The following is a 23,631-nucleotide window of genomic DNA, read 5'->3' as shown; positions in this document are numbered from 1 at the left end:
GAGGCCGTGGTGGCAACCGAAAACCCAACCAAAGTGGCAGAAGCGACGCCCGAGGCGACCGGCGCCGACGTCGTGACGCGCTTCGCCCCCTCGCCGACCGGCTATCTCCACATCGGCGGCGCGCGCACCGCGCTGTTCAACTGGCTGTTCGCGCGGCATCACGGCGGCAAATTCCTGCTGCGGATCGAGGATACCGACCGCGCGCGGTCGACCGACGCGGCGATCGACGCGATCCTCGACGGGATGCGCTGGCTGGAGCTCGACTGGGACGGCGAGACGGTGTTCCAGTTCGCCCGCGCGCCGCGCCATGCCGAGGTCGCGCACGAATTGCTCGCCAAGGGCGCGGCCTATCGCTGTTACCTGACGCAGGACGAGCTTGCCGCGATGCGCGCTGAGGCGCAGGAAAAGCGCCAACCCTTCCGCGTCCGCAGCCCCTGGCGCGACCGCGACGACGGCGATCCCGCGGCGCCGCACGTCCTGCGCCTGCGCGCGCCGCAGGATGGCGCGGTGACGATTGCCGACAAGGTGCAGGGCGAGGTCACGGTGCAGAACGCCGAACTCGACGATTTCATCCTGCTGCGCAGCGACGGCACGCCGACCTATATGCTGAGCGTCGTCGTCGACGATAACGACATGGGCGTCACCCATGTGATCCGCGGCGACGATCACCTCAACAACGCCTTCCGCCAGCTCGCGCTGATCCGGGCGATGGGCTGGCGCGAGCCGGTCTATGCCCATGTCCCGCTGATCCACGGCGCCGACGGGGCGAAGCTGTCGAAGCGGCACGGCGCGCTTGGCGTCGATGCCTACCGCGACGAGATGGGATACCTCCCGGAAGCGGTGAACAATTACCTGCTCCGCCTCGGCTGGGGGCATGGCGATGACGAGATCATCAGCCGGGCGCAGGCCGTCGAGTGGTTCGACCTCGACCATGTCGGCCGGTCGCCCTCGCGCTTCGATTTCAAGAAGCTGGAGAATCTGAACGGCCATTATCTCCGCGAAGCCGACGATGTCCGCCTTGCCGGTCTTGTCGCGCCGCGGGTCGAGACGCTGGTCGGGCGCCCGCTTGACGATGGCGACCGCGACCTCCTCGCCCGTGCCATGGCGGCGCTGAAGCCGCGGGCCAAGACGCTGGACGAGATCGCCGAGGGCGCGACCTTCCTCTTTGCCCCCGACCCGACGCCGGTCGACGAAAAGGCGGCCGAAGTGCTGGCCGCCGCCCCCGCAGGCCTGCTCGCCGCGGTGACGGCGCGCCTTCGCGGACTCGGCGAGTGGACGACCGAGGCGCTGGAGGCAGCGGTGCGCGCCGAGGCCGAAGCCGCCGAGCTGGGGCTGGGCAAGCTGGCGCAGCCGCTGCGCGCCGCGCTGACCGGGCGGACGGTTTCGCCCGGAATTTTCGACGTGCTGCTGCTGCTGGGCCGCGATGTCAGCCTGGCGCGACTTGACGCAGCGCAACATTATCCGGCAGGGGCGTAGCCGCAACATTCTCCCCGCCGTCAGAACAGGGAATCAACTATGACCGACACCGCGAAAATCACGCTCGGCGACAAGACCGTCGACAGCCCTGTCCTGTCGGGCACCGTCGGCCCCGATGTGGTCGACATCCGCAAATTCTATGCCCAGACGGGCGCCTTCACCTACGACCCCGGCTTCACCTCGACCGCGAGCTGCGAATCGAAGCTGACCTATATCGACGGCGACGAAGGCGTGCTGCTGCACCGCGGCTATGCGATCGGCGACCTCGCTGAACATTCGTCGTTCATGGAGGTGTGCTACCTCCTGCTCAACGGCGAGCTGCCGAACGCCGACGAGCTCAAGACGTTCGACCATACGATCACCCGCCACACGATGCTGCACGAACAGCTCGCAACCTTTTACCGCGGGTTCCGCCGCGACGCGCACCCGATGGCGATCATGTGCGGCGTCGTCGGTGCGCTCAGCGCCTTCTACCACGACTCGACCGACATTCAGGACCCGCACCAGCGGATGATCGCCAGCCACCGGCTGATCGCCAAGATGCCGACGATCGCAGCGATGGCGTATAAATATTCGGTGGGCCAGCCGTTCATCTACCCCGACAACAAGCTCAGCTACACGGGCAATTTCCTGCGCATGACCTTCGGCGTCCCGGCCGAGGAATATGAGGTCGTGCCCGCCGTCGAGCGCGCGCTCGACCGTATCTTCATCCTCCACGCCGACCATGAGCAGAATGCGTCGACCTCGACCGTCCGCCTGGCGGGTTCGTCGGGCGCCAATCCCTTTGCGTGCATCGCCGCGGGCATCGCCTGCCTGTGGGGCCCGGCGCACGGCGGCGCGAACGAGGCCGCGCTCAATATGCTGCGCGAGATCGGCCGCCCCGAACGCATCCCCGAATATATCGCGCGCGCCAAGGACAAGGACGACCCGTTCCGCCTGATGGGTTTCGGCCACCGCGTGTACAAGAATTACGACCCGCGCGCGACGGTGATGCAGAAAACGGTGCGCGAAGTGTTCGACGCGCTGAAGGTGAACGACCCGGTTTTCGAGGTCGCGCTGCAACTGGAGGAAATGGCGCTGAACGACGATTATTTCGTCGAGAAAAAGCTGTTCCCCAATGTCGATTTCTATTCGGGCGTGATCCTGTCGGCCATCGGGTTCCCGACGACGATGTTCACCGCGCTGTTCGCGCTGGCCCGCACCGTCGGCTGGGTTGCGCAGTGGAACGAGATGATCTCCGACCCCGCACAGAAGATCGGCCGCCCGCGCCAGCTCTACACCGGCCCCGCGCACCGCCCCTATGTGCCGGTGAGCCAGCGCTAAAACGGCGTGCATTTAATCTGAGTCATCGTCCCGTTCGTGTCGAGCGAAGTCGAGACACCCATCGGCGTGGCACAAGGTCGACGGGTGTCTCGACTTCGCTCGACACGAACGGAATTGAGGTGGTGCCGACCGCGCGCTTAACTTGTCAAACTTGTCACCTTCATGCGCGGGAAATCAGGGGCTTGCGGAGAGCGCGCGGACGGTGGCGGACGCCGGCGAAGCGCGCGGGCTGCGTCCAAAGGTCAGTAAAGGTCAGCCCTGCGCGCTGTCCTGCCGTGCTCCCCCGTGGCGCGGGAAAAGACAGCCGGGCGAGCCGCGTCCACAGCGGGGCGACGAGCGTTATATCCATGATGCGAAAGAGCCGGATCAAAGGCTGGCACAGCGGCGTCATGTAGGACAGCGATTTTTCTCCCCTCCCGCAAGCGGGAGGGGCTGGGGGTGGGCAGCAACGGCGCAATCATGCCCACCCCGCTGCGACTAGCGAGCAAGCTCGCAAGTCTCACTGCCCCTCCCGCTTGCGGGAGGGGAGATTACGCCATCAGCATCGCCGTCACATCCTCCGCCGCATAGATGCCGATCACCGGCGGTTCGGGCGAAAGCGCGCGCGTGTCGGCCACGAAGGCACGCGACGCGGGCAGCGCAATCCCGGATCACGTCCGGGATGACGGCGCGCGCACCGCATCGACGCTCTCCCACTCCTCGACGAACATCAGCCGGTCGGGGTTTTCGACATCGATATGGCAATTATGCGCCAGACACCCCGGCTCGGAACGCGACCGCGCGCTATGCTCGGCGCCGAGCGCGATCATGCGCTCGCGATGCTCGGGGAGTGAACGCAATGCCGACCGTGATAATAATCATGCAAACCACCAACAGTCGCCATTCCAATCGGCGCGGAATCGAGCAACGGATGCGCTTTTTTGGGATGCTCTATCAAGTCTTATCCTTTTTAGAAGAGCTACCCCTTCCTTCATTTCCTTATAGTTAATGTTATGACTTTTATAAAATTCTTTCAGAATATGCTTTCCATTTTTACCTTCATGAGCATACTCGTAGGCCTCTAATTGGAACAGATCTGAAATTACCTGCTCATCTGCCAAGATCACATTTTCGGTCATTCGATCACATACCATAATGCGAATATTTTGCGGCTCGGCACCTAAATTTATAAGAGCCTGATATATCTGCTCTCTAATTTGCTCGGCCGTCTCATCACGACCTTCACGATCTAGCCAGACGATCACGACGCAGTTCAAGTTCAGCGCTCTATAAGTTGTCGATATTTTATTACAAATCTGCTCTATCGACCAAGTCACCCCGTTATCTAAGGGGATGACACGAATGTACTTGAAGTTCGCGTTAACGAACTGCCTTTCCATCGCTCCCTCGATAAAACCTATCATATTAATGAAGAACATTCATGATGTAATAATGCCCCAGCCCAAATCCGGTCCTGTTAATTTCATCCAAAACCGAATTTACGTTATCTATTCTTTTGCATTTAGTTACTGAATCATCAAAAGAGAATAGAATAAGCTCCTCCGGCTTACATTGATTTATAATCGTTTCGCTATGAGTTGAAACAATGGCCGAGGCGGACCCGCCCCCATCGACTAGACTCTCCCTCAGTATCTCAACGAAAAACTGCTGCATCTTGGGGTGAAGAAAGTTTTCGGGCTCTTCGAAAGTAAATTCACCCGGCCTAGAAACGATTAAAGAAACGAAAGCAAGCCACTTCAACATTCCATCACTGACACTTTGCAGCGGAATTTTGAGTGCCTTTGCGCCTTCGCCAACATGAAGATAAGCGATATATTTCCCCGAATGAGGATCGGCCAACGCAGAGATCGATTGAAGATCTGGTATGACCAATTGCGTCCACGAAACCACCGTTTCCAGGGAATCTCGCTGTAGCCCTCGACGCCCCGCCGGCTTGTCGGTCCGACTCAACTGCTGCATATGATAAATTGTCGCGGACAAGCCGCTCCCATCGTGGGCAATTCGCGGAATCGTCGAAATGTCGTCAGGAGATCGAGCTCGATGAGGATTGAGATTGAATGACCTATTCCTAGTCAGCGCTCCACGGACGGCGTCCAGCGCGGGAAAAGGAGACCTATTGGAAAGAATGCTTTCATCGGGCTCCGACGAAGGGCAAACAGCTAGCAAATCGGGCCGAAGCTGCTTCGTCGACCTTTTCTCTCTCCGATCTTTCGGCGGAATTCTATGAGAGTGCAAATACCGAAGCGGATTACGAAACGAATTACTTGTCAAATATCGCCCGTAGGTCCACCTTATATCGTCGCTAGAAAGTGGGCTTTTTCTGTGAATTTCGATTGAACCAACGGTTGAATCAATATCTTCAACACTTCCTTCTTTATGAAGGTTTTTGAATTTTATTTTTTCATTAGCGATATAAATAGCTGTATGAAACTTACTGTATCTAATATCAACTTCGTACTCAAATTTGAACTTTGTTCTAGAGGTATTTACAATTAAATGTGGCTCCATATCTGCAATTGCACATATTTTAGCCTTAACCCTTGGTATCTTCCTCTTCAGCGCCTCCTGGCTAAATACCCGAGCCACACCACCGGACGAAGAAACAGCATTTGAGCAACCCGAGTTTATTAGAACGGTTATGAAGTCAATGAAGTCAATGAAATTTGTCTTTCCTGATCCGTTTGCGCCTAAGAGAACATTCAAACCCTGCCCGATTTGAATTTCAAAATCCTCTAACGAACGAAAGCCGCTTATTGAATAGGAGTAAACTGAGGCGTTGTTTTCCAAGGTGATGTTCCCAATTTTTGCCTGTGACAACGTTATCCGCTATTTTGGTTTTCATGAAGTAAAAAAGGAAGCGCACTTTCTTGGTCAAAGGCGCGCAAAATGACACTTCCATGACACTCTCTGTCACAAACACGTCACACAAAACCCCCATTGGGCGCTCAGCGAGTCGTCGCGGGGGTGGCGGCTTGGTTCGGTAACGACCCCCGACAGGACTTTTTCATGTTCAAGACATTCGCTCCCAAGATGCTTGGCGTCGCTGGCGCCGCGACGTGCGCGCTGGCGCTTTCCGCGTGCCAGGATCAGGCGTCTTCGGGTGGCGGCGCGCGCGATTATATCAGCGCGGTCGGCTCCTCCACCGTCTATCCCTTTGCCACCGCGGTCGGCGAACAATTCGCCGAAGCGACGGGCAACAAAACGCCGAAGATCGATTCGACCGGCACCGGCGGCGGTTTCGAGCGTTTCTGCGCCGGCGTCGGCGGCGACACGCCCGACATCGCGAACGCATCGCGCCGCATCAAGAAAAAAGAATTCGACACCTGTCAGGCCAATGGCGTGAAGGACATCGTCGAAATCCAGATCGGCATCGACGGCATCGCGCTGGGCGAGGCGCAGCGCGGCCCCGGCTTTCAGCTGACCGAGGAAGATGTCTATAAGGCGCTCGCCGCCAACCCCTATGGCAAGCCGAACACCGCGAAGACGTGGAAAGACGTCAACCCCGCGCTGCCCGCGGTCGCGATCTCGGTATTCGGCCCGCCGTCGACCAGCGGCACGTACGACGCGTTCAAGGAGCTGATCCTGGGCCGCGGGTGCGACGCGAACGCGGAAATGAAGGCGCTGAAGGACAGCGACAAGGACCAGCATGAAGCGGTGTGCACCACGCTGCGCGGTGCGCCCTTCTATGTCGAGCAGGGCGAGAATGATAACCTGATCATCTCGAAGCTCGACAAGAACCCGACCAGCCTCGGCATCTTTGGCTTTTCCTATCTCGATGCGAACAAGGACAAGATCAAGGCGGTGCCGGTGCAGGGCGTCGCGCCGACGTACGCGGCGATCGCCGACGGCAGCTATCCCGGTTCGCGTCCGCTGTTCATCTATGTGAAGAAGGCGCATGTTGGCGTCGTCCCCGGGCTGGCCGAATTCGTTGCGGAGTTCCTGAAGGGTGCGGCCGATGGCGGGTATCTGAACGCCAAGGGGCTGATCGTGTCGCCGAAGGATGTTGCGGACAAGGCGCGCGCGGCGGGCAGTGCGATGACGCCGCTGGATGGAGCCGAGCTGAAGTAAGGTTGCTCATGCAGGCGGCCGGGGCGGGTTGCGGCCTGTGCCGGTCACCGGTTTTTTGACCCGCCTACTGCCGTTCGCCATACCCATCATCCGTTCGTGCTGAGCTTGTCGAAGCACTGTCCTTTCTTTCTTCAAGACAAGAACGGCCCTTCGACAAGCTCAGGGCGAACGGATTGTAAGTTGGCACCAGAACCGAGGACATAAGTGACCTTCAACGCCGCCGCCCTTTTGCTTTTGATTGCGGGCCTTGCGCTGATCGGCTGGCTGGCCGGGCGCGCGCGGTCGAACCTGCTTGCGGGGCGCGCGGGGGCGAAGCTGCATTCGCGGCCGCAATATCATGGCTGGTATGTCGCGCTGTGGCTGTTCGCGCCCGCGGCGATCTTCCTCGCCGTCTGGTCGTCGGTGTCGCCCGCGCTGATCACCAATCAGGTGCTGGCGAGCGAAGCCGCGCAGGGCCTGCCGAGTTTCGGGTTCGAGCGCGGGGCGATCCTGTCCGATGCGCGCAATGTCGCGCAGGGGCGCGCCGCCGACGTGCGCCTGCCCGCCGCGGCGCCGCTGGTGAAACCCTATGCCGACGCGTCCCGCCAATATGCATGGATCGGGATTGCGGCGATGCTGGCGCTGGCGCTGGCGGGCGGGCTGTATGCCTTCACGCGCATCCGCCCCGATTTCCGCGCGCGAACGCGGGTCGAGCGGATCGTCATGCTCGTGCTGCTGCTCGCGTCGCTCGTCGCGATCCTGACGACGTTCGGCATCGTGCTGTCGCTATTGTTCGAATCGATCCGTTTCTTCCGCCTCGTCTCGCCCGCCGAATTGCTGTTCGGCACGACCTGGGCCCCGCAGAGCGGCGCGCCGCAGCCGGGTACCTTCGGCGGCATCCCGCTGTTCTGGGGCACGGTGCTGATCGGGGCGATCATCGCGATGATCGTCGCCATTCCCATTGGCATGATGACCGCGGTGTATCTGACCCAATATGCCGCGCCCGCGGTGCGCCGCTGGGTCAAGCCGATCCTGGAGATCCTCGCGGGGGTGCCGACGGTCGTCTACGGCTATTTCGCGGCGCTGACGGTGGCGCCGGCGCTGCGCGAATTTGCGGTGATGATCGGGGTGCCGAACGCATCGACCGAAAGCGCGCTGGCGGCGGGGATCGTGATGGGGGTGATGATCATCCCCTTCGTATCGTCGATGGCCGACGACAGCATCAATGCGGTGCCGCAGGCGATGCGCGACGGGTCGCTGGCGCTGGGCGCGACGCCGAACGAGACGATCCGCCAGGTGCTGATCCCCGCCGCGCTGCCCGGCGTGATGGGCGGTATCTTGCTCGCGGTCAGCCGCGCGATCGGCGAGACGATGATCGTCGTGATGGCGGCGGGCCTGTCGGCGAACATGACCGCGAACCCCTTTGCCAGCGTCACCACAGTAACCGCGCAGATCGTGAAACTGCTGACCGGCGACCAGGAATTCGACAGCGCCAAGACGCTCGCCGCCTTTGCGCTGGGGCTGGTGCTGTTCATCGTCACCTTGCTGCTCAACATCGCCGCACTGCGGATCGTGAAAAAGTATCGCGAAGCTTATGAATAGGGACACCACACCGACCGACTGGAAAGCCGCGGCGATGCAGAAACGCATCGCGGGCCGCTATGCCGCCGAGCGCCGGTTCCAGCTGATCGGGCTGGCGGCGGTGCTGTTGTCGGGCGCGTTCCTGGCGTTCCTGCTGTTCGTGATGATCGGCAACGGCGCGCGCGGCTTCACCTATACGCATGTCGCGGTGCCGATCGATTTCAAGGCCACGCCGCTGACGGTCGATGCATCGCGGCTCGACGATCCCGACGCCGACCAGCTGATCGCGAACGGGGGGCTGGCCGACATCGTCGCCTTTGCCGCCGACGAGGCACTGGGCGACGGCGGATCGGCGCTGATTTCCGAAAATGCCTGGAAGGAAGTGCGCAGCGCGATCAAGGACGACCCCGAGCTGCTGAACGGGCGGACGGTGTTCGAACTGCCCGCCGCGTCGGCGGTCGACATCATGGCGAAGGAAGGCGCGCGCGGCGAGCTCGGCGCACGGGTCGATGCGCTGGAAAAGGACGGCAAGCTGTCGACCGGCATCCACTGGCCGTTCTTCAAGAACGCCGACGCGACCGATCCCGCGGTCGCGGGCATCTGGGGCGCGCTCAAGGGATCGGTGCTGACGATCTTCATCGCCTTTCTGATCGCGTTCCCGACGGGGGTGCTCGCGGCGCTGTATCTCGAGGAATATGCGCCGAAGAACCGCTGGACCGACCTGATTGAAGTGTCGATCAACAATCTGGCCGCGGTGCCGTCGATCATCTTCGGCCTGCTCGCGCTCGCGGTGTTCATCAACTGGTTCGGCATCTGTCAAGCGAGCCCGCTCGTCGGGGGCTTGACGCTCGCGCTGATGACGATGCCGGTGATCGTGATCGCCAGCCGCAACGCGATCAAGTCGGTGCCGCCGTCGATCCGCGACGCGGCGCTGGGCGTCGGCGCCAGCCCGGTGCAGGTGGTGTTCCACCATGTCCTGCCGCTTGCCCTCCCCGGCATCCTGACCGGCACGATCATCGGCATGGCGCGCGCGCTGGGCGAGACCGCGCCGCTGCTGCTGATCGGGATGCGCGCGTTCATCGGCGACGTGCCGGGCGGCATCTGTTCGCCGTCGACCGTGCTGCCGATGCAGATCTTCCTCTGGTCCGACGAAGTCGACCGGGGCTTTGTCGAGAAAACCTCCGCCGCGATCATCGTGCTGCTGATTGTCCTGCTGTCGATGAACGCCTTTGCGATCTATCTTCGCAACAAATTCGAAAAACGCTGGTGAATATGACCCAAGACGATCTCACAATCGCCGATCCCAAGATGCGGGCACAGGGCGTCAACGTCTTCTATGGCGAGAAACAAGCGATCAACGACGTATCGATCGACGTCGGCACCGACCTGGTCACCGCCTTCATCGGCCCGTCGGGCTGCGGCAAGTCGACCTTCCTGCGCTCGCTCAATCGCATGAACGACACGGTCGCGAGCGCGAAGGTGACGGGGCGGATCGAACTCGACGGCGAAGACATCTACGCGCCGTCGATGGACGTGGTGCAGCTTCGCGCGCGCGTCGGCATGGTGTTCCAGAAACCGAACCCCTTTCCCAAGTCGATCTATGACAATGTCGGCTATGGCCCGCGCATCCACGGGCTGGCGCCGTCGAAGGCCGACCTCGACGTCGTCGTCGAGCGCGCGCTGGTGCGTGCGGGCCTGTGGGACGAGGTCAAGGACCGCCTCAATGAAAGCGGCACCGCCTTGTCGGGGGGGCAGCAGCAGCGCCTGTGCATCGCGCGCGCGATCGCGGTCGACCCCGAAGTCATTTTGATGGACGAGCCCTGCTCGGCGCTCGACCCGATCGCGACCGCGAAGATCGAGGAACTGATCCACGAACTGCGCGGCAAATATGCGATCGTGATCGTCACGCACAATATGCAGCAGGCGGCCCGCGTGTCGCAGCGCACCGCCTTTTTCCACCTCGGGACGCTGGTCGAATATGGCAAGACCACCGACATTTTCACCAACCCGAAGCAGGAACGCACCAAGGATTATATCACGGGTCGCTATGGTTGACGCGAGCCTCCCCTTCCCCGTTCGCGTCGAGCGTAGTCGAGACGCGGTGCAGGACCGAGGGGCGTCTCGACTTCGCTCGACGCGAACGGGATAGAAATTGACCCCAAAGGAACGAACGATGGCACTAACGAACGATCATACGGTCAAGGCCTTCGACGAAGACCTCAACCGCCTGCGCGGGCTGATCAGCGAGATGGGCGGCCGCGCCGAACAGGCGCTGCTCCAGGCGATGACCGCGCTCAAGCAAGGCGACCTCGACCTGGCGGCGCAGGTCGTGCGCGACGACAAGAAGATCGACGCGCTCGAGGCCGAGGTCGAGCAGCTGGCGGTCCAGACGATCGCACTGCGCGCGCCGATGGCCGACGATCTGCGCGAGATGATCGCGGCGCTGAAGATCGTTTCGGTCGTCGAACGCATCGGCGATTATGCCAAGAATATCGCCAAGCGCGTCGCGCTGATGGACCAGACGCGTTCGATCGAGGCGATCCCGGTGCTGATGTCGATGTCGAACATCGTCGCCGAACTGATCCACGACGCGCTCGACAGCTTTGCGGCGCGCGACGCCGAGCTCGCGGTGCGGGTGACGGTGCGCGACAAGAATGTCGACGATTTCTACAACAGCATCTTCCGCACCCTCGTCACCTTCATGATGGAAAATCCGAAATATATTTCGGAAAGCGCGCATTTGCTGTTCGTCGCCAAGAACCTCGAGCGCATGGGCGACCATGCGACGAACATCGCCGAGATGGTCCATTATGTCGTGACCGGCGAACGGATGGAGGAGCGCGAGCGCGGCGAACAGCCCGAAGATGGCGCCGCGGAGCAGGAGCAAGGCTGATGCCGCAGCCCGACCTGCTACTGATCGAGGATGACGAGGCGATCGCCGAGCTCATCGTCTGGCATTTCGCACGCGAAGGCTTTTCGGTCCGGCAAACGCCCGACGGCGAACAGGCGCTGGTGCTCGTCGAGGAGCGCGTCCCCGACATCGTCCTGCTCGACTGGATGATCGAAAGCCTGCCCGGCATCGAGGTGTGCCGGCGCCTGCGCCGCAACCCGAAATCGGCAAATGTGCCGATCATCATGCTCACCGCGCGCGGCGAGGAAGAGGACCGCATCCGCGGGCTGGAAACCGGCGCCGACGATTATGTCACCAAGCCGTTCAGCCCGCGCGAGCTGGTCGCGCGCGTGCAGGCGGTGCTCCGCCGCCTGCGCCCCGCGCTGGCGGGCGAGATGCTGAGCTATGCCGACATCGAGCTCGACTCGGTTGCGCACAAGGTGGTGCGCGCGGGGCAGATCGTCGCGATGGGGCCGACCGAATTCCGCCTGCTGCGCCATTTCATGGAGCATCCCGGCCGCGTCTTTTCGCGCGGGCAACTGCTCGACAGCGTATGGGGCCAGGACAGCGACATCGAATTGCGCACGGTCGACGTGCATATCCGGCGGCTGCGCAAGGCGATCAACCTGCCGGGGACGAGCGACATCATCCGCACGGTGCGGTCGGCGGGATATGCGCTGGATTCGGGGAAGAGCGTCTGAGACGCGGGGTCGGGGCAGCGGCGGAAGCCGGATATTCCTCTCATCGTCATCCCGGACTTGATTCGGGATCCATTGCCGCGCCGTCGTCGTGGATCCCGGATCAAGTCCGGGATGACGAGTGGCGGGAAGCGACCGATTGCGGACGTAATATCCTCCCTGTGGCCAAAGGCCATGGGGAGGGGGACCGCGCCCGAAGGGCGTGGTGGAGGGGCCCCGACGTCAGCGCCAAAGCCCCTCCGTCAGCGCTTCGCGCTGCCACCTCCCCATCGCTGCGCGACAGGGAGGATCGTAAATCGCAAGGTCTGGAATCGACGGGTAGTTGCCGTCGCCCCCGCGAAGGCGGGGGCCGCTGTCGGTTTACGCAGCGACGCGGGAAAAGGCCGACGGCGGCCCCCGCCTCCGCGGGGGCGACGGTCAATTTGAACGGCAGCTCACCACCCCATTCCAGACACCCGCATCGACCCGTCACCCCGCCCGCGGATGCGCGTTCCGGTAAATGTCGAGCAGGTGCGCCGCATCGACCGCCGTATATACTTGCGTCGAGGCGAGGCTTGCGTGGCCGAGCAGTTCCTGCAGGCTGCGCAGGTCGGCGCCGCCCGCGAGCAGGTGCGTTGCGAAGCTGTGGCGCAGCGCGTGGGGGGTTGTGCGTTCGGGCAGCCCCAGCGCGCGCCGCGCCGACCGCACGCTCGCGCGCACGACGCCGGGCTGGAGCGGGCCGCCGCGCGCGCCGAGGAACAGCGGCGTTTCCTTTGCGATCGGATAGGGGCACGCGGCGACATAGCGCGCCACCGCCTTTGCCACCGCGGGCAGGACCGGGACGATGCGCGTCTTTGCGCGCTTGCCGGTGACGCGCAGCGTATCGCCGAGCGGCAGCGCAGCGCCGGTCAGCGCCAGCGCCTCACCGATGCGCAGGCCCGCGCCATAGAGCAGCAGCAGCAACGCAAAGTCGCGCGCGCCGACCCAGCCCTCGCGCGCATTGTCCTCGACATCCTGCGCGAGTTGCATCGCCTCGGCGGGCGAAACCGGGCGCGGCAGACCCTTTTTGACGCGCGGGCCGCGCATCTGCGGGACGCTGGCGTTTGATCCGCCGACGAAGCGCAGGAAGGTGCGCAGCGCGCTGAGTTCGCGCGCCGCCGACGCATTGCCCAGCCCCTCGGCGCGGCGATCGGCGAGATAGGCGCGCAGGTCATTAGGGGTCAGCGCCTTCAGCATCGCCGCGTCGACCGCGCCGCCGCGATGGCGCGAGAGGAAGGCGCAGAAGCGCTCCGCGGTCGCGATATAGGCGCGGCGCGTGTGGTCCGACCGGCGCTTTTCATGCGCCAGATGGGCGTCCCAGTCGCGGATGATGTCTGAAGCCAAGAACAGCCCTTCAAATCCGTTCGTGTCGAGCGAAGTCGAGACACGTTGGCGCCATGCCGCGCGTCCCTCGACTTCGCTCGGGACGAACGGTGAGATTACCGAGTTTTGACCACTTCGGAAAGGATCGAGTCGAGCAGCAAGATTCCCGCGTCGGTCACGCGCAGCCGGTCGCCGTCCGCGGCCATCAACCCCTGCCCCGCCAGCCGCGCGACCGCGCCGGCATCGACGAACGCCGCGCGGCTCAGCCCGCTTCGCGCCTCGATGCGCGCCAGATCGACGCCTTCGGTGAGGCGCAGCCCCATCAGCATCGCCTCGGTCGCGCGCTCGTGCGCGGGCAGGTCGCTCTCGACCTTGAGCCCGTGGCCGTTGCGGTCCACCGCGGCGATGAAATTTTCGGGCTTTTTGTGGCGCTCGGTCGCCTGTCCCAACCGCCGCCCATGCGCGCCGGGACCAACCCCGGCATAATCGGCGTAGCGCCAGTAGGCGAGGTTGTGGCGGCTCTCCTGTCCGATGCGCGCATGGTTCGACACTTCATAGCGCGGCAGACCCGCGGCGCGCGTCAGCTCCTGCGTCGCGTCGAACAGGTCGGCCGCGGCATCGCCGTCGGGGATCACCAGCTCGCCCTTTGCCGCGAGCGTGGCAAAGCGCGTGCCCGGCTCGATCGTCAGCTGATAGAGCGAGAGATGCCCGGTGCCGAAGGCGAGCGCGTCCGACAGTTCCTGCTCCCACGCCGCGAGCGTCTGCCCCGGCCGCGCATAGATGAGGTCGAAACTCACCCGATCGAAGCAGGTTTGCGCCGCCGCAATCGCGCGCCGCGCTTCGTCGCCGCTGTGCGCGCGGCCCAGAAATTCAAGTATTTGCGCATCGAAGCTCTGAACGCCGATCGACACGCGGTTGACCCCGGCGGCGGCCAGATCGGCGAAGGCGGCGACTTCGACCGAATTGGGGTTCGCCTCGAGCGTGATCTCGCAATCGTCGGTCAGCCCCCACAGCGCCGCCGCCTCGGCGATCACCGCGGCGACCGTTGCGGGCGGCATCAGGCTGGGCGTCCCGCCGCCGAAAAAGATCGACGCGACGCGGCATTCGGACAGCAACGCCGCCTCGTGCCGCAAATCCGCGAGCAGGGCCGCGCGCCACGCGTCCTGATCGACTGCCTCGCGAACATGGCTGTTGAAGTCGCAATAGGGGCATTTGCTGACGCAAAACGGCCAGTGGACATAGAGGGCGAGCGGTTCGGGCATAGGGGCGCCATATAGCCCTTATGCCGCGAATGTCAGCTAGCGGGTCAAGAACTGCATGATGTAGCGGCGGACATCGCCGGGCCAATCGGCAATCCGTTCGGCGAACGCCGCATCGTCGTCGCGGTAGAGCGCGCGCAGTGCCTCTTCATAACCCGGCCGGTTCCCGCACGCATGGCTCATGAAATGATAGGCGGCATCGCGGCGCTGCTTGGCGCTCGGACCGTCCTTGCTCGCGGCCTCCACCAGCCGGCGCAGGGCCGCCGACGCGCCGCCCGGCTGCGCCGACAGCCAGTCCCAGTGCCGCGGCAGCAATGTCACTTCCCGCGCCTTGACACCCAGACGCGGGCGGCCGGCCGTGGGCGCGGGCGTCTCTGCGGCGGCGGTCCAATAATCGAGATCGCTCAACAGTCCGGTCGCGTCGTCGAAGACCAGCACCGCGCCAATGTCGGCGGGATAGCGATCCTCGATCGTGCGGGTAACCGCCTCGGGCGTTCCCGATGCGAGCTGCGTGTCGCCGAGAAAGGCGGTGACTGTTCGATTCTGCTGGCTCATGGGGCCCCATTACATCCGGGTAATATATCTGTCAATATTATCCGGGTATAATTTCTGCACTCAAAAAACGGCAGCAGTCAGTTTGGCGAACGCATCCGCCCGGTGGCTGATCGCATGTTTTTCGGCCGGGTCGATTTCGGCAAAGGTCAGCGATTCGCCCGTTGGCACGAAAACGGGGTCATAACCGAAGCCCATCGTGCCGCGCGGTGGCCAGGTCAGGCGGCCCTCGGCCGTGCCCTCGAACACTTCAGCATGACCGTCGGGCCAGGCCAGCGCCAGCGTGCAGACGAAGCGCGCGCTGCGGTCGACGTCCGGCCCCTGTTCGGCGAGCAGCCCCTCGACCTTGCCCATCGCCAGATACCAGTCGCGGCCCGGCGGTCCCTCGAACGCCTGCCGCTCGGCCCAGTCGGCGGTATAAACGCCCGGCCGCCCGCCGAGCGCATCGACGCAGAGACCGCTGTCGTCGGCAAGCGCGGGAAGCCCCGAAGCCGACGCGCTGGCGTGCGCCTTCAGCAGCGCATTTTCACGGAATGTCGTCCCCGTCTCCTCAGGCTCGGGCAGGCCGAGGTCGCCCGCCGACACCGGATCGATGCCATAGGGTTCGAGCAGCGCGCGAATTTCGCGCACCTTGCCCGCATTGTGGCTGGCGATCACCAGTCGGCCGGGGGCGAGTTTTCGATAAGTCAGCATCCATGTCCTCAGCGCCGCGTGGACCCCGGATCAAGTCCGGGGTGACGAGGGAAGTTACCTGCCCGCCGCCTTTGCCTGCGCCGCGAAAATCTCGCCGCAGCCGATGCGTGCGAGGCGGAGGAGGCGGAGGAGGCCTTCTTCGTCGTAGGTCGCGCCCTCGGCGCTCGCCTGCACCTCGACGATCTGGCCCTTGCCGGTCAGCACGAAATTGCCGTCGGCCTCCGCCACCGAATCCTCGTCATAATCGAGGTCGAGGACGGGCGTGCCGTTGTAAATGCCGCACGAGATCGCCGCGACGCTGTCGACGATCGGGTCGTCGGTCAGCTGCTTCGCCTCGATCAGCTTGTCGACCGCGAGCCGCAGCGCAACCCAGGCGCCCGAAATCGACGCGGTGCGCGTGCCGCCGTCGGCCTGGATCACGTCGCAGTCGATGACGATCTGCCGCTCGCCGAGCTTTTGCATATCGACGACGGCGCGCAAGCTACGGCCGATCAGCCGCTGGATTTCCTGCGTCCGCCCCGACTGCTTTCCTTTTGCCGCTTCGCGGCTGCCGCGCGTGTGGGTGGCGCGGGGCAGCATCCCATATTCAGCGGTCACCCAGCCCTGCCCCTTGCCGCGCAGGAAGGGCGGCACTTTCTCTTCGACGCTGGCGGTGACCAGCACCTTGGTATGGCCAAAGCTGACCAGCACACTGCCCTCGGCATGGATGGTGAAATTGGTTTCGATGGCGATGGGACGCATTTGATCGGGCGCGCGGCCGGAGGGGCGCATGGATTATCCTTTCGACGATGATTGCCGCCGCCCTTAGGCCGCCGCCGTCAATCGCTCAACCGCATCTTGAAGAAATCGAGGATTTCGTCGCGCGCCTGCACCGTCGGCTGGCCCGCCTCGTCGATCAGGTGGATGGTGACGACGCTGTGCGGATTTTTCATCGGGCTGTCGGGATTGGCGGCGCTGTCGGGCAGGACGCGGCCGATGAAGCGATCGCCGAGCGCGTCTTGATAGGCCGCAAAGCGCGCCGCGCGGCAATATTTGTCGCCCTCGAACCGATAGGCGAGCACGGTCAGATCCTCCGCGTCCATCCGCGCCTTGACCTCGGCCAGCTCATCGGGCGCGATATGCATCCCCGCCGGGTCATTGAGCGGCAGCGACGGCTGCGCGAGCACCGGCGCGATCACCGCGGGTTCGAGCATCATCGACAGCGCGAAATTGCCCGTAAAGCACATGCCGATCGCGCCGACGCCCGGACCGCCGCACTCCTGATGCGCCTTGGCCGCGAGCGCACGCAGCCACTGCGTCGCGGGCGAGCTTTCGTTGGCCTGAAAGGCGCGGAACTGGCGGCTGACGCAACCGCCGAGGATCGTGAACAAAGCGCCCGGCATCCGCGGCACGGCGCCGTCCTTGCCAAAGATGTGCGGCATATAGACGGTGAAGCCGGCATCGGCGACCCAGCGGGCGAAGCGCGCAACGTGCGGGCTGATCCCGGGCATTTCCGTCATTACGATGACCGCGGGGCCGCGGCCGAGCGTATAGACGCGCTGTTTGCGGCCGAGCAGGGTGATGTCGCGATGATCGAAATCGTCGAGCGGATCGTCTTGATCCAGCGGGCGTGTCGTCATGGTGTCTCCCCGTGCAGCTTCCCTGACGGAGAGGCTAGCGGCCCCATTCCGCCTGTCAAATATAGTATCGTCGGCCCCGCGAAGGCGGGGGCCGCTGTCGGCTTGTGCAGCGACGCAGGCCAGACCGCTGGCGCCCCCCCGCCCTCGCGGGGGCGACGGCTTGGTTGCAACCCGGTGCGCGGCCCCCTAAATTCCCCATTATGACAACGCCCCCGATCACCGAACTCACAACGCGCGCGCGCGACGTGTTCCGGCTGGTCGTCGACGCCTATCTGGAAACGGGGCAGCCGGTGGGGTCGCGCACCTTGTCCAAGCTCGCGGCGCTCAACCTGTCGCCCGCGTCGATCCGCAACGTTATGCAGGATCTGGAGGAGTTCGGCCTGCTCGCCAGCCCGCACACCAGCGCCGGGCGGCTGCCGACCGAACAGGGCCTGCGCCTGTTCGTCGACGGGATGATGCAGGTGGCCGAGCCGAGCGCCGAGGACCGCGCGCAGATCGAGGCGAGCCTGTCCGAAGGCGGGCCGATCGAAAGCGCGCTGGCGCAGGCAACCGCCGCGCTGTCGGGCCTGTCGGCGTGCGCGGGGCTGGTGCTGGTGCCCAAGCATGAGCGCGTGTTGAAGCAGATCGCCTTCGTGCCGATGTCGGATCGCCAAGCGCTCGTCGTGCTGGTCGCAGGCGACGGCGCGGTCGAGAATCGCGTGATCGATGTGCCCGCCGGGCTCGACCCCTCGGCGCTGGTCGAGGCGGGCAATTTCATCTCGGCGACGCTGTCGGGCCTGACGCTGACCGAAGCGATGGCGCGCGTGCGCCGCGAGATCGAGGCCGAGCGCATCGCGATCGACCGCGCCGCGCAGGATCTGGTGTCGCGCGGGCTTGCCATCTGGTCGTCCGACGGCGCCGACCGGCCGGTGCTGATCGTCCGCGGGCAGGCGAATTTGCTCGACGACAGCGCGGTCGGCGACCTCGACCGCGTGCGGCAATTGCTCGATGAACTCGAGACGAAACAGGATATTGCCCAGCTGCTCGACAGCGCGCGCGAGGGCAGCGCGACGCGCATTTTCATCGGTTCGGAAAACAAGCTCTTTTCGCTGTCGGGCTCGTCGGTTATCGCCGCGCCCTATCGCGGATCGGACGGGCGCGTCGTCGGCGTGGTGGGCGTGATCGGCCCGACGCGCTTGAACTATGCCCGCATCGTTCCCATGGTGGATTTCACCGCACAATCACTCTCCAGACTGATACGATAGGTTTATGACGAATATGGAAAATGACACGCCGGTCGACGACGGCCAGACCGACGACGCCGCAACCGAAACGCCCGCGACCGAACCGCAGGACGAAGCCGCGAAGCTCGCCGAACAGCTCGCCGCGGTGCAGCAGGACCTGCTCTATGCGCGCGCCGAGACGCAGAACGTCCGCCGCCGCGCCGAAAAGGAGGTCGCCGACGCGCACGCCTATGCCGCGACGAAATTTGCGCGCGATATCCTGTCGGTGGCCGACAATCTGGGCCGCGCGCTCGCCGCGCTCAGCGACGAACAGCGCGCCGATGAGGCGATCAAGCCGCTGATCACCGGACTCGAAGCGACCGAGCGCGAACTGCTCGGCGTGTTCGAACGCAACGGCATCACGCGCATCGCGGCGATCGGCCTGCCGCTCGACCCCAATCAGCATCAGGCGATGCTCGAAATCCCGAGCGACCAGGCGCCCGGCACGATCGTGCAGGAAATGCAGGCGGGCTATATGATGAAGGACCGCCTGCTGCGTCCCGCGATGGTGGCGGTGGCGAAGGCGGCGGAGTAGCCATCCTCCCCTCCCTTTACGGGAGGGGATACTGGGGTGGGTGCCGCGGCGCGTCTGCGCCGCACAAGAATTTGCGACATAGAGATCGGGGGACAGGGTCTCTTGGCGCACAAGTGCGCCAGCCCCCTCACCCGCTGCGACTAGCCAGCAAGCTGGCAAGTCTCGCCGCCCTCTCCCGCAAGGGGAGAGGGGAGAGCAATCACGCCGCCTTGCGCAGCTTTGCCAATTTTTTCAGCACCATCTCGCGCTTCAGCCGCGACAGATGATCGATGAACAAAATGCCCTCCAGATGGTCGTGCTCGTGCTGGATGCACGTTGCCATCAGGCCGGTCATGCGTTCCCGATGATGCTTGCCGTCCTCGTCCTGCCAGTCGACGGTAACCTCGGCGGGGCGCGTCACATCGGCATATTGTTCGGGGACCGACAGGCAGCCCTCCTGATAGACGCTATGCTCCTCGCTCTCGTCCGAAAAGACGGGATTGATGAAGACGCGCGGTTCGCGGATCACCTTCTTGCCCTCGGGGTCTTCGGGATCGGCTTCCTGCAGGTCGATCACCAGGATGCGCTTCGGCACCCCGACCTGGATCGCGGCGAGGCCGATGCCGGGGGCGTCGTACATCGTTTCGAACATATCGGCGACAAGCTGCTTCAGCTCGGCATCGAAGGTCTCGACGGGCTTGGAAATGACGCGCAGCCGGGGGTCCGGGGTCTCTATGATGGGTAGGATGGCCATGGGGTGCAGGTATGGTCGGCGGGGCGCGGGGTCAAGGGGGTGGGATGTCTAGCCGAATTGGACAGATTTAATCTGGCGTAGTCGCGTCGCATATCCTATCTCGCTAGTGAGGAGTTGTATCGTGTCTAAGCAAGGTCAGCATGTTGTGCCGAATGGCAATGGATGGGCGGTTCGAAAGGCCGGTTCATCACGCGTGACGAGCACGCATCCAACGCAGGCGGCCGCCGTCAGCGAGGCGCGACGCATTGCCATCAATCAGCGTACCGAACTTTACATCCACGGGCAGGATGGTCGTATTCGCGAACGCAATTCTTATGGCAACGACCCGCACCCTCCCAAGGGTTGAACTTGGCCGCTAGCTTCGAGACATCAGTCTTCATCAACTGCCCATTTGATGAGGATTATGCACCACTGTTACAAGCTATCGCATTCTGCGTCATTTATCTCGATCGGCATCCCCGGATTGCCCCCGAAAATGCAGATGGCGCCGCGACTCGGATCGACCGTATCCGCGAAATCATTGCTTCATCAAAGTACGGAATCCACGATCTTAGCCGATGCCGATCGAGCGCGGTCGAAGAGTTTGCTCGGATGAACATGCCGTTTGAGCTTGGCATGGATCATGGCGCACAGCGTTTTGGCACTGGTTCATTGACAACCAAATCAATCCTGATTTTGGAAGAACGCCGATACGACTACCAGAAAGCCCTGTCAGATATCGCGGGATGGGACATAGAGGCCCATAGCGGAAATTTCAGGGAAGCCATGCGAGCAGTGCGCGGCTGGCTAATCGATCACGCTGGTTCGCCCAACATCGGTCTATCTGCAATCGTCGGTAAATATGTAGCGTTTCAGGAATGGTATTTCGAACGTGAGCTGATGAATGGGGCGTCGGAGGACGATATTACTCGCTATCCCACAATCACACTGGTCAATGCGATGATGGAATGGCGGGAACGGGGTGAGCCAACCGAGCTGAATTAGCTCACCGGCCGCCGCGCTCTTAAGGCCTGCGCCAGCGTCCCTTCATCGAGATAGTCCAGCTCGCCCCCCACCGGCAAACCATGCGCGAGCTGGGTCAGCCGTACCGGATAGCCCTCCAGCCGCTCGGCCAGATAATGGGCGGTCGTCTGGCCCTCCAGCGTGGCGTTCATCGCGAGCACGACCTCGTCGATGCCGCCCGCGGCGACGCGCGCGACGAGGGCGTCGATGCTGAGATCCTGCGGCCGCACTCCCTCCAGCGCCGATAGCCGCCCGCCGAGGACATGATATTTGCCGGGGAACAGCCGCGACTTATCGAGCGCCCAGAGGTCGGACACCTCCTCGACGACGCACAGGCTGCGCGCATCGCGGCGCGGGTCGGCGCAGATCGCGCAGGGGTCGTGCGTGTCGATATTGCCGCAGATGGTGCAGGTGACGAGGCGTTCGGACACCGTCTGGAGCGCCGCGAGCAGCGGTGCGAACGCGCTTTCGCGCTTCTTCATCAGGTGCAGCACCGCGCGCCGCGCCGACCGCGGGCCGAGGCCAGGGAGCCGGGCGAGTTGCTGGACGAGGGCTTCGATTTCGGTGGAGGCCATGGCGGGGTGGTAGTAGGCGACGGGGACGCGCGCAATATCCCCAATCCCCTCTCCCCTTGAGGGAGAGGGTTGCGTAGCCTTGGCAGCTTGCTGCCTAGGCGAAGCTGGGTGAGGGGTTCGTCCCTATCGATAGCGCACATCCCCTCACCCGCTGCGACTAAGCCAGCAAGCTGGCAAGTCTCGCTGCCCTCTCCCTAAATGGGAGAGGGTTGAACTCTACGCCCACCTCCGCCAAAGCCCGCACCCATGCGCATCGCCTTCATGGGAACGCCGCCCTTTGCGGTGCCGACGCTCGCCGCGCTTCACGCGGCGGGGCATGACATCGCGTGCGTCTATACCCAGCCCCCCCGCCCCGCGCAGCGTGGCAAGAAATTGCAGAAAAGCCCGGTGCAGGTCTGGGCCGAGGAGCATGGCCTTTCCGTCCGAACGCCGCGCAGCCTGAAAACCGAGGAAGCGCAGGCGGAATTTGCGGCGCTCGACCTCGATGTCGCGGTGGTCGCCGCCTATGGCCTGATCCTGCCGCAGGCGGCGCTCGACGCGCCGCGCGAGGGGTGCCTCAACGTCCATGGATCGATCCTGCCGCGCTGGCGCGGCGCGGCGCCGGTGCAGCGCGCGATCCTGGCGGGCGATACCGAAACGGGCGTGACGATCATGCAGATGGATGCGGGGCTCGACACCGGCGCGATGCGGCTGATCGAAACGACGCCGGTCGCGCGCAAGAGCGCGGGCGTGCTGACGCACGAGCTGGCCGAAATGGGGGCGCTGATGATGCGGCGCGTGTTGAGCGAGCTTCACGCCTTTCCGCCGACGCCGCAGCCCGAAGAGGGCGTCACTTACGCGGCCAAGATCGACAAGAGCGAGGCGCGGCTCGATTTTCTGACCAGCGCGGTGCAGGTCGAGCGGCAGATTCGCGCGTTCAATCCGGCGCCCGGCGCCTTTTTCGAGCTGGAGGGTGAGCGGTACAAGGTGCTCGCGGCCGAGGTCGTGCATCCGGCCGATACCGTGGCGGGCGCGCCTCCCGGCGTGACGATCGACGATGCGCTGACGATCGCGTGCAATCCCGGCGCGATCCGCGTGACGCGCATCCAGCGTGCGGGGAAGCCCGCGATGGAAGCCGGGGAATTGCTGCGCGGGCGGGCGATTATGGCGGGGTCGCGGCTGGCATGACGATCGCTCTCCTACGTCGTCACCCCGGACTTGATCCGGGGTCCATAGCAGCGCCGAAGTCATGGACCCCGGATCAAGTCCGGGGTGACGAAAATGGGGTGCGCCCATGACCCGCTTCGCGCTCACCATCGAATATGACGGTCGCCCCTATATGGGCTGGCAGCGGCAGGCGCACGGGCCGAGCGTGCAGCAGGCGATCGAGGAAGCGATTCACCGTTTCACCGCCGAAGAGGTGCAGGTGCTCAGCGCCGGGCGTACCGACGCCGGCGTCCATGCGATCGCGATGCGCGCGCACGTCGACATCGCCAAGCCGCTGACGCCGTTCAAGCTGACCGAGGCATTGAACGCGCAGCTCCGCCCTGCGCCGATCGCTATCATCGGGTGCGCGGTGGTGGTGGACGACTGGCACGCGCGCTTTGCCTGCATCGGCCGGTCATACGAATATCGCATCGTCAACCGCCGCGCGCCGCTGACGTGGGACAAGGGGCTGGCGTGGCAGGTCGCCCGGCCGCTCGACGCCGATGCGATGCACGCGGCGGCGCAACAGCTGATTGGCCTCCATGATTTCACAACCTTTCGCTCGGCGCATTGCCAGTCGCAAAGCCCGGTCAAGACGCTCGACAAGCTGACGGTCAGCCGCCACGGCGAGGAGATCATCATCGAGGCCGCGGCGCGCAGCTTTCTGCACCATCAGGTGCGCTCGATGGTCGGATCGCTCGCGCTTGTCGGCCACGGCAAATGGTCGGCGCGCGATTTGAAGGCGGCGCTGGAGGCGGCGGACCGGCAGGCGCTGGGGCTGAACGCGCCGCCCGACGGGTTGTATTTTGTGGAGGCGGTGTATCCGTGATTCCCTCTCCCCTTGGGGAGAGGGATGCGAA

Annotated in this window: 25 protein-coding genes; 14 read left to right on the top strand and 11 right to left on the bottom strand. The window is 64.0% G+C overall.

The window, feature by feature from the left end; translation table 11 throughout:
* The first annotated feature begins 9 nt into the window (after nucleotides 1-9).
* Entirely contained in the window at nucleotides 10-1,476 is a 1,467-nt protein-coding gene (gltX, locus tag VSX77_RS11885) for a glutamate--tRNA ligase (RefSeq protein WP_338424818.1), read from the top strand.
* 39 nt (nucleotides 1,477-1,515) lie between these two features.
* Nucleotides 1,516-2,799: a citrate synthase gene (locus tag VSX77_RS11880; protein ID WP_338424817.1), complete on the top strand. Its 1,284-nt coding sequence runs from the start codon at nucleotides 1,516-1,518 to the stop codon at nucleotides 2,797-2,799.
* A 650-nt stretch (nucleotides 2,800-3,449) separates the two neighbouring features.
* On the opposite strand, the gene VSX77_RS11875 is transcribed toward VSX77_RS11880, so the two are convergent.
* From VSX77_RS11875 to VSX77_RS11865, 3 genes are read right to left on the bottom strand one after another with little or no spacing between them, the layout of a single operon-like run.
* Nucleotides 3,450-3,608 (bottom strand): putative quinol monooxygenase, encoded by a 159-nt coding sequence (locus VSX77_RS11875; protein ID WP_338424816.1) that lies wholly within the window; start codon nucleotides 3,606-3,608, stop codon nucleotides 3,450-3,452.
* A gap of 48 nt (nucleotides 3,609-3,656) precedes the next feature.
* Nucleotides 3,657-4,178: a hypothetical protein gene (locus tag VSX77_RS11870; RefSeq protein WP_338424815.1), complete on the bottom strand. Its 522-nt coding sequence runs from the start codon at nucleotides 4,176-4,178 to the stop codon at nucleotides 3,657-3,659.
* 25 nt (nucleotides 4,179-4,203) lie between these two features.
* Nucleotides 4,204-5,616 carry an AAA family ATPase gene (locus tag VSX77_RS11865; protein WP_338424814.1) on the bottom strand — a complete coding sequence of 471 codons (1,413 nt, stop codon included), beginning with the start codon at nucleotides 5,614-5,616 and terminating at the stop codon, nucleotides 4,204-4,206.
* A 189-nt stretch (nucleotides 5,617-5,805) separates the two neighbouring features.
* Here VSX77_RS11865 and VSX77_RS11860 point away from each other — a divergent pair, with 189 nt between their 5' ends.
* The 6 genes from VSX77_RS11860 (at nucleotide 5,806) to phoB (ending at nucleotide 12,018) form a co-directional block, all read left to right on the top strand.
* Nucleotides 5,806-6,867, top strand: a complete 1,062-nt coding sequence (locus VSX77_RS11860) for a substrate-binding domain-containing protein (protein WP_338424813.1) — start codon at nucleotides 5,806-5,808, stop codon at nucleotides 6,865-6,867.
* A gap of 204 nt (nucleotides 6,868-7,071) precedes the next feature.
* Nucleotides 7,072-8,448 (top strand): phosphate ABC transporter permease subunit PstC, encoded by a 1,377-nt coding sequence (pstC, locus tag VSX77_RS11855; protein ID WP_338424812.1) that lies wholly within the window; start codon nucleotides 7,072-7,074, stop codon nucleotides 8,446-8,448.
* Nucleotides 8,441-9,697, top strand: a complete 1,257-nt coding sequence (gene pstA, locus VSX77_RS11850; protein ID WP_338424811.1) for a phosphate ABC transporter permease PstA — start codon at nucleotides 8,441-8,443, stop codon at nucleotides 9,695-9,697. Before pstC ends, pstA begins: the two co-directional genes overlap by 8 nt.
* 2 nt (nucleotides 9,698-9,699) lie before the next feature.
* Complete coding sequence (gene pstB / locus VSX77_RS11845; RefSeq protein ID WP_338424810.1) at nucleotides 9,700-10,482, top strand: phosphate ABC transporter ATP-binding protein PstB; 783 nt, start codon at nucleotides 9,700-9,702, stop codon at nucleotides 10,480-10,482.
* 118 nt (nucleotides 10,483-10,600) lie between these two features.
* Nucleotides 10,601-11,320 carry a phosphate signaling complex protein PhoU gene (phoU, locus tag VSX77_RS11840; RefSeq protein ID WP_338424809.1) on the top strand — a complete coding sequence of 240 codons (720 nt, stop codon included), beginning with the start codon at nucleotides 10,601-10,603 and terminating at the stop codon, nucleotides 11,318-11,320.
* Nucleotides 11,320-12,018, top strand: coding sequence for a phosphate regulon transcriptional regulator PhoB (gene phoB, locus VSX77_RS11835; protein ID WP_338424808.1), 699 nt, complete (start codon nucleotides 11,320-11,322; stop codon nucleotides 12,016-12,018). The genes phoU and phoB overlap by 1 nt, the downstream gene beginning before the upstream one ends.
* Before the next feature lie 465 nt (nucleotides 12,019-12,483).
* Here the strand turns inward: phoB and VSX77_RS11830 are convergent, their stop codons facing one another.
* The 6 genes from VSX77_RS11830 to VSX77_RS11805 all read right to left on the bottom strand — a co-directional run bounded on the left by VSX77_RS11830 (nucleotide 12,484) and on the right by VSX77_RS11805 (nucleotide 17,479).
* Nucleotides 12,484-13,377, bottom strand: coding sequence for a tyrosine recombinase XerC (locus tag VSX77_RS11830; RefSeq protein ID WP_338424807.1), 894 nt, complete (start codon nucleotides 13,375-13,377; stop codon nucleotides 12,484-12,486).
* 95 nt (nucleotides 13,378-13,472) lie between these two features.
* Nucleotides 13,473-14,618, bottom strand: coding sequence for a radical SAM family heme chaperone HemW (gene hemW / locus VSX77_RS11825; RefSeq protein ID WP_338424806.1), 1,146 nt, complete (start codon nucleotides 14,616-14,618; stop codon nucleotides 13,473-13,475).
* 36 nt (nucleotides 14,619-14,654) lie between these two features.
* A complete protein-coding gene (locus VSX77_RS11820) occupies nucleotides 14,655-15,170 on the bottom strand; it encodes a DUF2239 family protein (protein ID WP_338424805.1) in 516 nt (171 codons plus the stop codon).
* A 60-nt stretch (nucleotides 15,171-15,230) separates the two neighbouring features.
* Nucleotides 15,231-15,860 carry an RdgB/HAM1 family non-canonical purine NTP pyrophosphatase gene (gene rdgB / locus VSX77_RS11815; protein WP_338424804.1) on the bottom strand — a complete coding sequence of 210 codons (630 nt, stop codon included), beginning with the start codon at nucleotides 15,858-15,860 and terminating at the stop codon, nucleotides 15,231-15,233.
* Nucleotides 15,861-15,914: 54 nt separating this feature from the next.
* Entirely contained in the window at nucleotides 15,915-16,631 is a 717-nt protein-coding gene (gene rph, locus VSX77_RS11810; protein ID WP_338424803.1) for a ribonuclease PH, read from the bottom strand.
* Between the two features lie 47 nt (nucleotides 16,632-16,678).
* Nucleotides 16,679-17,479 carry a dienelactone hydrolase family protein gene (locus VSX77_RS11805; protein WP_338424802.1) on the bottom strand — a complete coding sequence of 267 codons (801 nt, stop codon included), beginning with the start codon at nucleotides 17,477-17,479 and terminating at the stop codon, nucleotides 16,679-16,681.
* 200 nt (nucleotides 17,480-17,679) lie between these two features.
* On the opposite strand from VSX77_RS11805, the gene hrcA reads away from it, so the two are divergent.
* Entirely contained in the window at nucleotides 17,680-18,723 is a 1,044-nt protein-coding gene (gene hrcA, locus VSX77_RS11800) for a heat-inducible transcriptional repressor HrcA (RefSeq protein WP_338424801.1), read from the top strand.
* 4 nt (nucleotides 18,724-18,727) lie between these two features.
* On the top strand, nucleotides 18,728-19,276 hold the full coding sequence (grpE, locus tag VSX77_RS11795) for a nucleotide exchange factor GrpE (protein WP_338424800.1): 549 nt from the start codon (nucleotides 18,728-18,730) through the stop codon (nucleotides 19,274-19,276).
* 199 nt (nucleotides 19,277-19,475) lie between these two features.
* Here the strand turns inward: grpE and def are convergent, their stop codons facing one another.
* Nucleotides 19,476-20,009 carry a peptide deformylase gene (gene def, locus VSX77_RS11790; protein ID WP_338424799.1) on the bottom strand — a complete coding sequence of 178 codons (534 nt, stop codon included), beginning with the start codon at nucleotides 20,007-20,009 and terminating at the stop codon, nucleotides 19,476-19,478.
* 121 nt (nucleotides 20,010-20,130) lie between these two features.
* Here def and VSX77_RS11785 point away from each other — a divergent pair, with 121 nt between their 5' ends.
* Together VSX77_RS11785 and VSX77_RS11780 are read left to right on the top strand one after the other, a co-directional pair.
* Nucleotides 20,131-20,355, top strand: coding sequence for a DUF2188 domain-containing protein (locus VSX77_RS11785; protein WP_338424798.1), 225 nt, complete (start codon nucleotides 20,131-20,133; stop codon nucleotides 20,353-20,355).
* A gap of 2 nt (nucleotides 20,356-20,357) precedes the next feature.
* Entirely contained in the window at nucleotides 20,358-20,993 is a 636-nt protein-coding gene (locus VSX77_RS11780; RefSeq protein ID WP_338424797.1) for a hypothetical protein, read from the top strand.
* On the opposite strand, the gene recR is transcribed toward VSX77_RS11780, so the two are convergent.
* Nucleotides 20,990-21,586, bottom strand: a complete 597-nt coding sequence (gene recR / locus VSX77_RS11775) for a recombination mediator RecR (RefSeq protein ID WP_338424796.1) — start codon at nucleotides 21,584-21,586, stop codon at nucleotides 20,990-20,992. The two genes, VSX77_RS11780 and recR, sit on opposite strands and share 4 nt — an antisense overlap.
* Before the next feature lie 246 nt (nucleotides 21,587-21,832).
* Between recR and fmt the strand changes: the two genes are divergently transcribed.
* Both fmt and truA read left to right on the top strand, forming a co-directional pair.
* Nucleotides 21,833-22,753, top strand: coding sequence for a methionyl-tRNA formyltransferase (fmt, locus tag VSX77_RS11770; RefSeq protein ID WP_338424795.1), 921 nt, complete (start codon nucleotides 21,833-21,835; stop codon nucleotides 22,751-22,753).
* Nucleotides 22,754-22,859: 106 nt separating this feature from the next.
* The gene (gene truA / locus VSX77_RS11765; RefSeq protein ID WP_338424794.1) at nucleotides 22,860-23,600 is read left to right on the top strand and encodes a tRNA pseudouridine(38-40) synthase TruA; all 741 of its coding nucleotides are present in this window, start codon (nucleotides 22,860-22,862) and stop codon (nucleotides 23,598-23,600) included.
* The last annotated feature ends 31 nt before the right edge of the window (nucleotides 23,601-23,631 follow it).

This window comes from Sphingopyxis sp. TUF1 (genome assembly GCF_036687315.1).
Classification (GTDB): domain Bacteria; phylum Pseudomonadota; class Alphaproteobacteria; order Sphingomonadales; family Sphingomonadaceae; genus Sphingopyxis; species Sphingopyxis kveilinensis.
This window is presented reverse-complemented; position numbering and strand designations above follow the sequence as displayed.